The 12,909-nt window shown below is 64.9% G+C and carries 15 protein-coding genes; 8 read left to right on the forward strand and 7 right to left on the reverse strand.

Annotated features, from left to right (window positions below; translation table 11 throughout):
* Positions 1–97 precede the first annotated feature (97 nt).
* A protein-coding gene (gene prfB / locus FJU11_RS03285) for a peptide chain release factor 2 (RefSeq protein WP_141165598.1) occupies positions 98–1,229 on the forward strand; the annotation gives its coding sequence in 2 pieces (ribosomal slippage) (positions 98–166 and positions 168–1,229; 1,131 coding nt in all).
* A 32-nt stretch (positions 1,230–1,261) separates the two neighbouring features.
* On the opposite strand, the gene FJU11_RS03290 is transcribed toward prfB, so the two are convergent.
* The 3 genes from FJU11_RS03290 to FJU11_RS03300 form a co-directional block, all read right to left on the reverse strand.
* Positions 1,262–1,870 (reverse strand): transglutaminase-like cysteine peptidase, encoded by a 609-nt coding sequence (locus FJU11_RS03290; protein ID WP_141165599.1) that lies wholly within the window; start codon positions 1,868–1,870, stop codon positions 1,262–1,264.
* Positions 1,871–2,394: 524 nt separating this feature from the next.
* Positions 2,395–2,994, reverse strand: coding sequence for a PilZ domain-containing protein (locus FJU11_RS03295; RefSeq protein WP_141165739.1), 600 nt, complete (start codon positions 2,992–2,994; stop codon positions 2,395–2,397).
* Positions 2,995–3,178: 184 nt separating this feature from the next.
* A complete protein-coding gene (locus FJU11_RS03300; protein ID WP_181408024.1) occupies positions 3,179–3,838 on the reverse strand; it encodes a PAS domain-containing protein in 660 nt (219 codons plus the stop codon).
* Positions 3,839–4,038: 200 nt separating this feature from the next.
* Here FJU11_RS03300 and FJU11_RS03305 point away from each other — a divergent pair, with 200 nt between their 5' ends.
* Together FJU11_RS03305 and FJU11_RS03310 are read left to right on the forward strand one after the other, a co-directional pair.
* Complete coding sequence (locus FJU11_RS03305) at positions 4,039–4,785, forward strand: rhomboid family intramembrane serine protease (protein WP_141165601.1); 747 nt, start codon at positions 4,039–4,041, stop codon at positions 4,783–4,785.
* Positions 4,786–4,899: 114 nt separating this feature from the next.
* Positions 4,900–5,328: a CBS domain-containing protein gene (locus FJU11_RS03310; RefSeq protein WP_141165602.1), complete on the forward strand. Its 429-nt coding sequence runs from the start codon at positions 4,900–4,902 to the stop codon at positions 5,326–5,328.
* 16 nt (positions 5,329–5,344) lie between these two features.
* Here FJU11_RS03310 and hisI read toward each other — a convergent pair whose 3' ends face one another.
* On the reverse strand, positions 5,345–5,764 hold the full coding sequence (gene hisI / locus FJU11_RS03315; protein WP_141165603.1) for a phosphoribosyl-AMP cyclohydrolase: 420 nt from the start codon (positions 5,762–5,764) through the stop codon (positions 5,345–5,347).
* A gap of 22 nt (positions 5,765–5,786) precedes the next feature.
* Positions 5,787–6,410, reverse strand: a complete 624-nt coding sequence (gene folE, locus FJU11_RS03320; protein WP_141165604.1) for a GTP cyclohydrolase I FolE — start codon at positions 6,408–6,410, stop codon at positions 5,787–5,789.
* 284 nt (positions 6,411–6,694) lie between these two features.
* Between folE and FJU11_RS03325 the strand changes: the two genes are divergently transcribed.
* From FJU11_RS03325 to thrS, 3 genes are all read left to right on the forward strand, one after another.
* Positions 6,695–7,138, forward strand: a complete 444-nt coding sequence (locus FJU11_RS03325; protein WP_141165605.1) for an iron-sulfur cluster assembly scaffold protein — start codon at positions 6,695–6,697, stop codon at positions 7,136–7,138.
* 23 nt (positions 7,139–7,161) lie between these two features.
* Complete coding sequence (gene yidD / locus FJU11_RS03330) at positions 7,162–7,521, forward strand: membrane protein insertion efficiency factor YidD (RefSeq protein ID WP_141165606.1); 360 nt, start codon at positions 7,162–7,164, stop codon at positions 7,519–7,521.
* 101 nt (positions 7,522–7,622) lie between these two features.
* Positions 7,623–9,599 carry a threonine--tRNA ligase gene (thrS, locus tag FJU11_RS03335; RefSeq protein ID WP_141165607.1) on the forward strand — a complete coding sequence of 659 codons (1,977 nt, stop codon included), beginning with the start codon at positions 7,623–7,625 and terminating at the stop codon, positions 9,597–9,599.
* Between the two features lie 39 nt (positions 9,600–9,638).
* Here thrS and FJU11_RS03340 read toward each other — a convergent pair whose 3' ends face one another.
* On the reverse strand, positions 9,639–10,691 hold the full coding sequence (locus tag FJU11_RS03340; protein WP_235890795.1) for a hypothetical protein: 1,053 nt from the start codon (positions 10,689–10,691) through the stop codon (positions 9,639–9,641).
* Positions 10,692–10,792: 101 nt separating this feature from the next.
* Between FJU11_RS03340 and FJU11_RS03345 the strand changes: the two genes are divergently transcribed.
* Complete coding sequence (locus FJU11_RS03345) at positions 10,793–11,377, forward strand: nitroreductase family protein (protein WP_141165608.1); 585 nt, start codon at positions 10,793–10,795, stop codon at positions 11,375–11,377.
* Positions 11,378–11,384: 7 nt separating this feature from the next.
* Complete coding sequence (locus FJU11_RS03350) at positions 11,385–12,005, forward strand: flavin reductase family protein (protein ID WP_141165609.1); 621 nt, start codon at positions 11,385–11,387, stop codon at positions 12,003–12,005.
* A gap of 37 nt (positions 12,006–12,042) precedes the next feature.
* Here FJU11_RS03350 and FJU11_RS03355 read toward each other — a convergent pair whose 3' ends face one another.
* Positions 12,043–12,843, reverse strand: coding sequence for a helix-turn-helix transcriptional regulator (locus FJU11_RS03355; RefSeq protein ID WP_141165610.1), 801 nt, complete (start codon positions 12,841–12,843; stop codon positions 12,043–12,045).
* Positions 12,844–12,909: the final 66 nt, after the last annotated feature.

Consider the following 12,909-nt stretch of genomic DNA (forward strand, 5'->3'; position numbering starts at 1 on the left):
CGCGAAGTCGATGCGGTGCGCGCTTTGACAGCCGCCCGGCCGCAAACTACATCAGGCCGACCATCGAACCACGACCAAGGGACGCGGTAGCAACGACATGCGCACGGAAACGCAGACGACCGTCGACGAGATCCAGCAGGGCATCGGCCTGCTGAGGAGGCATCTTTGACTGGGATCAGGCCGTCAAACGTCTCGACTATCTGAACAACAAGGCCGAGGACGCCGCGATCTGGAACGATCCGCAGGAGGCCCAGAGCCTGATGCGCGAGCGCCAGCAGCTTGAGGAGGGCATCGGCGCCGTTCGCAGGATCGAGACCAACCTTTCCGAAAACCTCGAACTGATCGAGCTCGCCGAGGCGGAGAACGATGCCGGCATCGTTGCCGAGGCGGAAGGCGCGCTGAGCGAACTGAAGGGCGACGTCGAGCGACGCCAGATCGAGGCGATGCTTTCGGGCGAGGCGGATTCCAACGACACCTACCTGGAGATCCACTCCGGCGCCGGCGGTACGGAAAGCCAGGACTGGGCGCAGATGCTGCTTCGCATGTATACGCGTTGGGCGGAGCGTCGCGGCTTCAAGATCGAGGTGATGGAGGTGCATGACGGCGAAGAGGCCGGCATCAAGTCCGCGACCCTCATGATCCGCGGCCACAACGCCTATGGCTGGCTGAAGACGGAGTCCGGCGTCCACCGGCTGGTGCGCATCTCGCCCTTCGACAGCGCCGCGCGCCGGCATACTTCGTTTTCGAGCGTTTGGACCTATCCGGTCGTCGACGATTCGATCTCGATCGACGTCGCCGAATCCGATTGCCGGATCGACACCTATCGCGCGTCAGGGGCGGGCGGACAGCACGTCAACACGACGGACTCGGCCGTGCGCATCACGCACGAGCCGACCGGCATCGTGGTGCAGTGCCAGCAGGAGCGCTCGCAGCACAAGAACCGCGCCAAGGCGTGGGACATGCTTCGCGCGCGCCTTTACGAGGAAGAGCTGAAGCGCCGCGAGGCGGCCGCCAGTGCCGAGGCCGAGGCGAAGTCCGAGATCGGCTGGGGCCATCAGATCCGCTCCTACGTGCTTCAACCCTATCAGCTCGTGAAGGACCTGCGCACGGGACTCGAAAACACCAACCCGCAGGGCGTGCTCGACGGCGGGCTCGACGAATACATGGAAGCCGCGCTCGCGCATCGCGTCGCCGGCAAGGAGAATGTCGGCGACGACGCGACGGCATAGCGCGCCGTCGCTCTTCGTGCCGAAGGGTCAGGTCAGCGCACGCTGCCGACGAGGGCGGGACGGCCGTTGGAGATCTTCTCCCAGCGCTTGGCGTCGAGCGACGACTGGCGCTTGAGATAGGTGTAGTCCGTCTCCGACCACAGCAGCACGCGATCGTGCATGTTGTCGAGGACGAAGTCGCCACGGTCGGTATGGACGGTCAGGACGGCGTGGCCTTCACCGTTCGGCCGGCGCACGACGGTCAGAAGCAGGACGGATGCGGGGAAACCTTCGGCCTTCAGGCGCTTGCGCTTGAGAAGCGCGTAGTCCTCGCAGTCGCCGACGCCGTGGTCGGGATAGGTCCAGTATTCTTCCATGCCGTATGCCGCCTCGTCCGTTTCCGGCATGATCTCGGTGTTGACCGCGTGGTTGACCTTCAGGAGCATGTGCCAGCGTTCCCGCGTCAGGGTGAGGGATGCCGCGTTGGCCGTATGCGCCGCGCAACTCGCCGGCTCGCGTTCGCAGAACTCGTAATGTCCGATCGGCGGGCTGGTCGGTCCGGTCTCGGTCATGAAGGCGGGATGCGGACCGGCGGATACGGCCTGAGGAGCAAGTACCAGGCCGGCGACGACGGCGGCGATGAGCGTGGCGAGATTTTTCATCTTCGTCTCCCTGTCGAGACGAACAATGCCACCAACACTTTGATTTCACGCGAAGAACAACCAGCGAAATCAAATCGAATACTTCGCGTATTCGTCTAAAATTTTATCGATCGGGTATAAGCCGGGTCATTCCATCGGGTTAGGCAAACTAAGAAGTGCGCGCTCGCTGTATCGGATCGGGATTCGGACATTGCGTCGTCTGTTTCAGGAGGGCTTCGGCCGCTGGCGACACGGCTGTTCGCGCGCCCGAGCAGACCGGTGCGTCCGCAGAGAGGACACGAAATCGACTCAAGGCTAACGCCGCCTTATCGACCCTGCAACAGCAGGTCGTCTTGACGGATGGTGGCAGACAGACGGCGGGGTTCGTCCGATGTCGCAAACGCCGGCGGGATCACTTCCGGCCGCGTCCACCGAGTATGATGCTACGTCATGAGGACGTCGTGGAGCAGGGGGGGAGAGGCAGTCCCGCAGCGACGGAACCGGCATGCGTTTCCAGACGGAAACGAAAGGCCCTATCGCACGGCTTAAAGAAAGCGCTTCAGCGCGTCCTGCGGCTGGATGGCCGCGAACTCGATGGCAACGCCTTCCTCGAAATGGCGCACGACACGCCCGCGCATCGTGCCGAGCGTCACCTGCGCACCGACGGCGGGGCGCACGTCGAGGCTGATCGCGGCACCCGAGAGCGAGAGATCGATGATGCGGCAGGGGTATTCCCGGCCGTCGTTCAGGCGGATGTCGCACTGTGCCTTGCGCGGTGAAAGACGCTCGTGGCGGCGGTCTTCGGGAAGGCTGAGTTCGTGCTTGTTGGCGATCCAGGTCAGCTGTGCCGCAAGCTTGTCGCGCTTGCGGTCGGTCGCGTTCAGTTCCAGCACGAAACCGTCATGGGCGACTTCGCTCACATGGCCTTCGACGCGTCCGAGGTGATCGAGGTAGGCGACGATGCGCTCGCCCGTGACCGGCTTCGCCTCCGTCTCGAACCGCACGTCGCCCGGCGACATCTCGGTAACGGTGCAGTCGAACTCTTCGTAGCTCGCCCGCATCAGCCGTCCGGGCAGGTCGATACGCACACGATGGAACGTTTCGTGCGCGAGATTGGACGGCTTCTGGTGGAAAGCGGTTTGCATGACGAGTTCGGTCTGCACATGTTGTTTCGGGGCGAGGCGAAGCTAGCGTGCGAGCCGTTAACATTGCGTAAGTCGGTGCCGCGACTGCCCGGGTTTGCGGGGCGTTGCGCGCCGGGCATGCGCGAGCGGGACGGCCCGAAACGTGTCGAAACGGCACGACCGTGCCACTTCGCGAAACCGCGTTTCAACCGTCCTGGCGTCCGCCACGGATAAGGCCGAAGCGGCGGCGCCTTATTGCGCGGGGTGAAAGCGCCGTGGTGCGGGGTGAAGGCGCCATTGCGCGGGGTGAAACCTCGTCGACCCGTTGCGTATCGCCAGCGGACGGCACTTGCGTAGCGGATGGCGGATCCTCGTCCGGGGCAAACGTATCGAGCGCGGTCGTGACGAAGCCGGTCAGCGTGTCGATCTCGAGCCAATAGGGGCGCGTAAGTGGGACCAGCGTTCCGAACAGCCGCTCGATCCCGTCTTCGCCGGCAAGCGGCATCGCCGTCATTTCGAATTCCGCCCGCCGGCCGAGCGTGCTGAAGCCGTAAAGCCCGAGGACCGCAACCCTTCCGGTCTTGAGGACCCCTTCCAACGCGCCGTCTATCGCCTCGTGTTCGTCCGGGGACCAGAGCGCATGGACACGGCTACCGCGCAGTTCACGGCCCATCATGCCGCAGATCGCGGTACCGGCGAGCCGGAATGCGAGCGGCGCGTCGTCCTGCGGCCGTGTCGCCATGAAGACGTGCGGCAGATGACTCTTCAGCTCGCTCGGCGCGATCTCGTGCCGATCCGGTGCGAGCCGTCCGGCACGCAGGCGGTTCCAGTAGGCGAAGACGTGAAGGCTGGCCGTATGTCTCATGAGCGTTCCCATGCTTCCGCATCCGATCGACCGTCTCGCATTGGCACATCCGTGCGAACACGAAGGCGGTCAATCGAAGGCAATGCGAATGCCATGCCACCGTACGGTTGCATCGGAAAACGCGTGCCCGGGAAGATGGTGGATATCCTTCGGCCGTACGTTTAAGGAACGAAGCCGCACGCGAACGGGAAGGACCGAGGATGCGCGACAGAACCGAGCCGCCCGAACCGCCGAGGCCTGCCTATTCGGCGCAGTACGGCCGGCCGCCGCGCGAGCCGATGTTCAACGTGCCCCCCGTGCTGACGTGGTTCCTCGCCGCCTTGTGGCTCGTGCATCTGGCACGCGTCTACGTGCTGACGGCGGCGCAGAACCAGGCGTTCCTGCTGCAGACGGCCTTCATTCCGATCCGCTACGCCACCCCTTTGGACCAGCAATCCACCGCATGGCTCTGGTCGCCGCTCACCTACGCGTTTCTGCACGGCAGTTTCGTCCATATCTTCGTCAACTCGATCTGGCTCGTCGCCTTCGGCGCCGTCGTTGCGCGCAGGCTCGGGCCGGCGCGCTTCACGATCTTCTGGCTAGCCGCCTCGGTCGTCTCCGCCTTCGCGTTTCTGGCCCTGAACTGGGCCGAGCCGGTGCCGGTCATCGGCGCTTCCGGTGTCGTATCGGGACTGATGGGAGCGGCGGCACGGTTCGCGTTTCCGCGCAGCGGCCCGTTCCGCCGGGAAAACGCGCATTTCCTTCCCCGCGTCGGGATCGTGGAGGCGCTGCGCAATCGCACGGTGCTCGCCTATGTGGTGATCTGGTTCGCGATCAACCTCCTGACCGCGGTCGGCTTCTCGCCGGGAACGGGGGCGGGCGTCGCCGTCGCGTGGCAGGCGCATGTCGGCGGTTTCCTGCTCGGCTTCCTGTGCTTCGGCGCGTTCGACCGGCGCCACTGGACCTGACCACGAACGCGGATATCTTGATTTCCCGTTTCGGCGAGCGCACCATCTTCTGCGTCAAAACGACGCTATGAACGTTCGGTGCGGCACGTGCTTCGCCGAATGCGGGAGGTGACCATGAACGTGAAGGCGATACTCGACGAAAAGGGCCGCGACGTCGTTACGGTGTCCGGCGACACGCCGCTTCGCTCGGTGATCGAATTGCTTGCCGCCAAGCGCATCGGCGCGGCGGTCGTCGTCGATGCAGGAAGGAAGATCGGCGGCATTCTCTCCGAACGCGACATCGTGCGTGTTCTTGCCCATCGCGGCGAGGACGCGCTGTCCAGTCCGGCTTCGGCGACGATGACGAAGAGCGTCACGCTGTGTCGCGAGAGCGATACGGTGGAACAGGTGATGGCCGTCATGACCGAACGCCGGTTCCGCCATCTGCCCGTCGAGATCGACGGCAAGCTCGCCGGCATCGTCTCGATCGGCGACGTCGTGCGCAAGCGCATCGAGAGCGTCGAGCGGGAGGCGGAGGAAATGAAGAGCTATATCGCGGGCTGAAAGGCGCAGGCACGCCCTATCGCGACGTCTCGTGAACGAGCCTCGGCTTGCCGTCCGGCCCGCTCTCGATGCGCCGGTAGAAGCACGAGCGTGCGCCGGTGTGACACGCGACGCCGGAGCCGCGGATACGCGCCGTCAGCCAGACCGCATCCTGATCGCAGTCGATCCGGGCGGTTTCGACGTCGAGCACGTTGCCGGAGGTTTCGCCCTTCTTCCACAAGCGCCGACGCGACCGGCTGAAGAAGTGCGCTTCGCCGGTCTTGATCGTGCGGGCGAGCGCATCGGCGTCCATGTGCGCGAGCATCAGCACCGTGCCGTCGTCCGCATCGGTGACGACGGCCGTCACCAGCCCGTTCGCGTCGAAGCGCGGCGCGAGTGTGGCGCCCATCTCACGCTCGGCTTCGTCGATCGGCGTGCCGATGGATCGATCGGTCATGATGGGATCCGAAGGGCGGTTCTCACGCCGCGTCCCGGCCGCGCAGCAGCGCGAAGAAATGCGCCTGGTTCTGCGCATGGTCCTTGAAGGCGCCGGTAAAGCGGCTGGTGGTCGTCAGCGAGCCCTGTTTGCGCACGCCGCGCATCGACATGCACAGATGCTCCGCCTCGATCATCACCGCGACGCCGCGCGGGCCCAGCGTCTCGTCGATGGCGTCGGTGATCTGCGCCGTCAGCGCCTCCTGGGTCTGCAGGCGGCGGGCGAAGATCTCGACGACGCGGGCAATCTTGGAAAGCCCGAGCACGCGTTCGTCCGGCAGGTAGGCGACATGCGCCTTGCCGATGATCGGCACCATGTGGTGCTCGCAATGCGAGAAGAAGGGGATGTCCTTCACGAGCACGATATCGTCGTAGCCCGAGACTTCCTCGAAGGTCCGGCCGAGAATTTCCGCGGCGTCCTGGTCGTAGCCGGCGAAGAGTTCACGGTAGGAATCCACCACCCGGCGCGGCGTGTCGCGCAAGCCCTCGCGCGTCGGATCGTCGCCGGTCCAGCGCAACAGCGTGCGCACGGCTTCTTCCGCCTCCGCCCGGCTCGGGCGCCGGTCCGCGGCGGCAGGTTCCGGAAAGGGTTCGACGCGTGCGTCCATGGTCTTGGGGGCTCCGGCTTGTTTTCGCATCGCTCTTTACGGTTTCGTCTTTCGAACGCGGCCAGCCAGAGGCCGCGCTTCATTGGCATATCGTCGGGTGCGGAAATCCGCCCGAAAGCGTTTCATCGACCGATGGTATGGTTCAAGCGGTCGAACATGGCTTGCATTCGCACCGGTGCGCTCCAACCTTTGAACATAGGCAGGTAAACCGCCATGTGTATAGAAATTCCGAGGCACGCATATAGCGGCTCGGCATGCGGTTTGGAAGGCAAGGCAGGCATGTCATGATCGACGAAGTCTACAACGCGCGTATCCTGGAGTTCGCAGGCAACATTCCGCGCATCGGATCGCTGGAGGACGCGGATGCGGAAGCATCGGCCTATTCGAAGCTCTGCGGTTCGAAGGTGCGTGTGTGGCTGAAGATGGAGGATGGCACGGTGAGCGATTTCGCCCACGACGTCAAAGCCTGCGCCCTTGGCCAGGCTTCTTCCTCCATCATGGCGCGCAACATCGTCGGCGCGACGGCGCAAGAGCTGAAGTCGGTTCGCCAGGATATGAAGGCGATGCTGAAGGAGAACGGCCCGCCACCGGAAGGTCGCTTCCAGGATCTGAAGTTCCTCGAACCCGTTCGCGACTACAAGGCGCGCCACGCCTCGACCATGCTGACCTTCGACGCCGTCGTCGATGCGATCGAGCAGATCGAGCAGCGTCAGGCCGAGACCGCCTGAGCGCGGCGGCGGCGGAGCCCTCGATGAGCGAGATTCGGGTGAAGCATCGCTCGCGCAACTGGGGTGGCGCGTGGCACCGAACGCCGGGACGGATCCTCGGGACCGGGCTCGTGCGTGCCTACCAGCTTTCGCTCTCGCCGCTCGTCGGCAGCACGTGCCGGCACCTGCCGACCTGTTCGGAATACGCCTACGAGGCGATCGCCCGGCACGGGCTGTGGCCGGGCGGGTGGCTCTCGCTCTTTCGCGTCGCGCGTTGCGGTCCCTTCGGAACGCACGGGATCGACAACGTGCCGCCCGACCTTTTGCCACGCCAGCACTGGTGGACGCCATGGCGCTACTGGCGACGCACGCCGGCAAAGGTCGAACGCCACGGCCGGACCTGAAGCGCTCCGGCATCTTTACGCCGCCCGTCAGGATCGCTAAGCCCCATTCGCATCAGGAAACCACCCGCATTCGTTGGCGGGACTGGATAGGAGACCCGACGATGGCCGACGCCGTTCACCTCGTATTTCCCGACAATTCCGAACGCAGCTTCGATCCCGGCACGACTGGGCGCGACGTCGCGAAATCGATTTCCCCCTCGCTCGCCAAGAAGGCCGTCGCCATCGCGCTCGACGGTGTCGTGCGGGACCTTTCGGACCCGGTCGAGGACGGGGCGATCGAGATCGTCACTCGGGAGGATGCTCGCGCGCTCGAACTCATTCGCCACGACGCCGCGCACGTCATGGCGGAAGCGGTTCAGGAACTCTACCCCGGCACGCAGGTGACGATCGGCCCGGTCATCGAGAACGGCTTCTATTACGATTTCGCGCGTGAGGAACCGTTCACGCCCGAGGATCTGCCGAAGATCGAGAAGAAGATGCGCGAGATCATCGCGCGCAACCGGCCGTTCACGAAGGATGTATGGTCGCGCGACCGGGCGAAGCAGACCTTCACCGACATGGGCGAGGCCTACAAGGTCGAGCTGGTGGACGCGATTCCGGCCGATCAGGACCTCAAGATCTATTCGCAGGGCGACTGGTTCGACCTCTGCCGCGGCCCGCACGGCGCCTCCACGGGGCAGATCGGCTCGGCCTTCAAGCTGATGAAGGTCGCGGGCGCCTACTGGCGCGGCAATTCCGACAATCCAATGCTGACCCGCATCTACGGCACCGCGTGGCGCGACCAGGCAGAACTCGAAGCCTATCTCCACCTGCTCGAAGAAGCGGAAAAGCGCGACCATCGCCGGCTCGGGCGCGAGATGGACCTGTTCCACTTCCAGGAGGAAGGTCCGGGCGTCGTCTTCTGGCACGCCAAGGGCTGGCGGATGTTCCAGAATCTCGTCAGCTACATGCGCCGGCGGCTCGAAGGCGACTACGACGAGGTGAACGCGCCGCAGGTGCTCGACAGCTCGCTCTGGGAGACCTCCGGCCACTGGAACTGGTACCGCGAGAACATGTTCGCGGTGCGGTCCGCCGACGAGGACGCCGAGGACAAACGCGTCTTCGCGCTGAAGCCGATGAATTGCCCCGGCCACGTCCAGATCTTCAAGCACGGCCTGAAGTCGTACCGCGAACTTCCCGTAAGGCTTGCCGAATTCGGGACGGTTCACCGTTACGAGCCGTCCGGCTCCATGCATGGCCTGATGCGGGTGCGCGGCTTCACGCAGGACGATGCGCACATCTTCTGTACCGACGAACAGCTTGCCGACGAATGCCTGAAGATCAACGATCTGATCCTCTCGACCTACGCGGATTTCGGCTTCGGCGAAATCACCGTCAAGCTTTCGACCCGTCCGGAAAAACGGGTCGGCGACGATGCGCTGTGGGACCGCGCGGAAGGTGTCATGAGCGCCGTGCTCGAAACCATCGAAGCGCAATCCGAAGGACGTATAAAAACGGGGATTCTGCAAGGTGAGGGGGCGTTTTACGGACCGAAGTTCGAGTACACGCTGAAGGATGCGATCGGTCGCGACTGGCAGTGTGGCACGACGCAGGTCGACTTCAACCTGCCGGAACGCTTCGGCGCCTTCTACATCGATCGCGACTCGGAAAAGCGCCAGCCTGTGATGGTCCACCGCGCCATCTGCGGCTCGATGGAACGCTTCCTCGGCATCCTGCTGGAGGATTTCGCCGGCCACATGCCGCTATGGTTCGCGCCGATGCAGGTGGTGGTCGCGACGATCACGTCGGAAGCCGACGACTATGCCCGCGATGTCGCCAAGCGGTTGAAGACCGCCGGCCTGCACGTCGAAACGGACCTTCGCAACGAGAAGATCAACTACAAGGTTCGCGAACATTCCGTGACGAAGGTGCCGGTCATTCTCGTCTGCGGCAAGCGCGAGGCGGAGGAGCACACGGTCAACATGCGCCGGCTCGGCAGTCGCGAGCAGGTCTCGTTTCCGCTCGACGAGGCGGTTGAAGCGCTGCGCGTCGAGGCGACGCCGCCGGACCTCAAGCGGCTGATCGGGGCGACGGCTTGATCCATAAGGGCCGGCGGTTCCGCGTCGGCCCGTGAGGCGTCATTCCTTGTCCGCGTCTTCGCTCTGGTCGAGCAGGACCTCGACCTCGCGGTTCTTGCCGGGTTCGACCTTGAAGTCGCGTTCATAGATGTGACCCTTGTTGCGGGCGACAGCGGTGTAGTTGCCCTCGGCGAGGACGAGCGAGGCATAGGCGCCGACGCTTTCGCCGACGACGTCTCCGGCCTGCGTGAGAATGGACCAAGCGGTGTTGGCGATGCCTTCGCCGCCGGGTTTGGCCACCAGCTTCAGCGTGAGCGCGGCAGCGCGATGCTGGATCGTCGCGCGCGTCATCTTTCCCGCTTCGACGCGGATATCGGCACCGATCACGGCGTTGTAGTGGCCGTAGTCGGAGACGACGTGGTAGGTGCCGGCGGCAAGACGGATCAGCTTTTCGGGCGGCACGTTCCTGGCGACGAGCGTGCGGTCCGCCTTTGCGTCGTGCTCTTTACCGGCAGTTCCGTCCTCTGTCTGACGGTAGATCGAAAAGCTGAGTTCGTCGGCCGGGATCTTCGTATGGTCGCCGGCGACGGCGTCGAGCATCAGCCCGCCCGCATGCAGCACGAATGCCTGTTCGCCGATCGCTCCCGTATCCGGAACGACGATCTTGCGGGTCACGTCCGCATGACCGAAGGCGGCATTGACGAAATAGGTGCCGGGGGCAACGCGCAAAGCCGGGCTTCCGCCGCTCGCCTTCGTCACCAACGGCAAACGGCCGTCCGGGCCGACGAATTCGGCGAAGACACGCCATTCGAGCCCTTCGCCGATCGGCGCCCCGTCCTTCGTCAGCCTAGCGATCACGGGGATCTCGCGTATGCCTGCCTCGTCTGTGTCTTCAGAACGGTCGCGCTGCTGATACTTGTCGATCCCCGGCAGCTTGAGTTCGAAGTTCTGGATGGCGGTGTCGGCCGTCGAATGGTCGCCCTGCGGCTCGACGAATTCCTGCGCCTGCGCGACGCTGCCGATCGTCAAAGCGGCGACGAGCATGGCGGTCAGGGCGAGGCGCACGCGGTGCATGGAGCAGGGCAGGTGCATGGGGTGCGAAGCAGTTGACATCGATCCGGATGGGCGCCAATTGACCCAAAGCCTCGGGCGAATTCAAGGCTGCCTTCGCGCTTCGCCCGTAATTCCCCTTCATCCCGCATCTCGGAGATCGCATGGCCGAAAGCCCTTCGCTCAAATCCTATATGCAGAACCGCCGGTCGAGCCCGGTCCTTCAGCTCGGCGAGCCGGGCCCCTCGCGCGACGAGATCGCGGAGATCCTGTCGATCGCCGCGCGCGTGCCCGATCACGGCAAGCTGGCGCCGTGGCGCTTCGTCGTCTTCCGCGGGGAAGAGCGCGAGCGCCTCGGCCGGTCGCTTGCCGCCATCGCGCAGGAGCAGCGTCCCGGTATCGGCGAGGAGATTCTCAAGGTCGAGCGCGAGCGTCTGACGCGGGCGCCCGTCGTCGTCATGCTCGTCAGTCGCGCGGGCCCGCACGCCAAGATTCCCGAATGGGAACAGCAGCTTTCGGCCGGCGCGGCCGGCATGAACCTGCTGATCGCGGCGAACGCGCTCGGCTATGCCGCCTGCTGGCTCACCGAATGGATGGCCTACGACACGGCGGCCGCTTCCGTGCTCGGTATTGAGCCGAGCGAGCGTATCGCCGGCTTCATCCACATCGGTTCGAACGATCAGAAGCCGTTCGAGCGCGACCGGCCGGAGCTCGAAGAGATCGTCACCTGGGTCGGCGGCGAGGAGTAAGCGAACGATGTTCTACGAGACAGCACAGAACGCCCATGGCCTGCCGCACGATCCCTTCAAGGCGATCGTCTCGCCCCGACCGATCGGCTGGATCGGCACGCGCGGCAGCGACGGCTCGGCCAATCTCGCTCCGTACTCCTATTTCAACGCCGTCTCGGACAAGCCGAAGCTGATCGCGTTTTCTTCCGCAGGCCGCAAGCACAGTGCGCGCAACGCGGAGGAGACCGGTGTCTTCACGGCAAGCCTCGCCAGCCGAAACCTTGCGGAGAAGATGAACGCCTCCTCGATCGATGCGCCGGACGGCGTCGACGAGTTCTCCCATGCCGAGCTGGAAGCCGAAGAAGGACGGATCGTGCCCGCACCGTTCGTCAAGGCGGCCTATGCGGCGCTCGAATGCCGGGTGACCCAGATCGTCAGGCCGATCGGGCTCGATGGCCGCGAATCGACAAACATCATGGTCTTCGGGCAGGTGGTCGGCATTCATATCGACGAAGCGGTGATCGTCGACGGCCGCATCGACATGATGCGCGCTGCGCCGCTCGCGCGCCTCGGCTACATGGACTACGCCGACGGTGCCGACACGTTCGAGATGCTGCGCCCGAAATGGCAGAACGAAGGCGACGCCTGACGACGCCGCGCACGTACGTCGCGAGCGAAACGGCCCGTCACGTTCGCGGCAGGAGCATGGTGAGCTTGAAACCCGGTCTGCCCGCCACGTCGAAGGTGACCTGCTCGTAGCCGAGCGCGCCATGGATCGGGTGATCGAAGAGGCGTTCTCCGCCTTCGCGCTCGACGACCGCATGCTCGCGCCAGAGCCGCGCGAAGAGCGGGCTGTCCTGGGTCAGCTCTTCGATCAGCGTGCGGATTGCGGCATCCTCGATACCGGTGCCGACATCGGCGCGGAACTCGGCCACGATCCGGCGCGCACGCTCCTCGAAGTTTCGGATGAGCGCGCGCGCCGCGGGCGTACAGAAGATGTAGCGCAGCAGGTTTCCCGGGGTCTCTTCGTCCAGCCATCCGACGAAGAGGTCGGCGGCCGGGCGGTTCCAGTGCCGCGCGGACCAATAGCGATCGAGCACATAGGCCGGCACGTCGATATGCTCGAGGCAATCGGCGGGAAGGGCACTTTCGACGGTTTGCATGGCAGCCTGCCCGGCAGGATCGTGCCGGCCGGCAAGTTCGAAGAGATAGGCGCGCTCGGCGCGTTGCAGCCGAAGGGCACGCGCGAGCCGGTCGAGCGCCGCGGCCGATACGGCGACGTCGCGTGCCTGTTCGAGCCAGGTGTACCACGTCGTGCTCAAACCGCTCAGTTGCGCGACCTCCTCGCGCCGCAGCCCCGGCGTTCGCCGGCGCGGCGTCACCGGCAGTCCGATCGCCTGCGGCGTCAGGCGCTCTCGGCAGGCGCGAACGAAATCGGCAAGGTCCCGGGCGCGATCGGGCGTGGGGTGAGGAGCGGGTTCGGTCATGGCAGCTTTGATACCCGTATAAGAATGCTCCTCAAACCGGTTTCGCTGCGATGGTAGCCATCTGGG

The organism is Pararhizobium mangrovi (assembly GCF_006516965.1).
GTDB lineage: Bacteria > Pseudomonadota > Alphaproteobacteria > Rhizobiales > Rhizobiaceae > Pararhizobium_B > Pararhizobium_B mangrovi.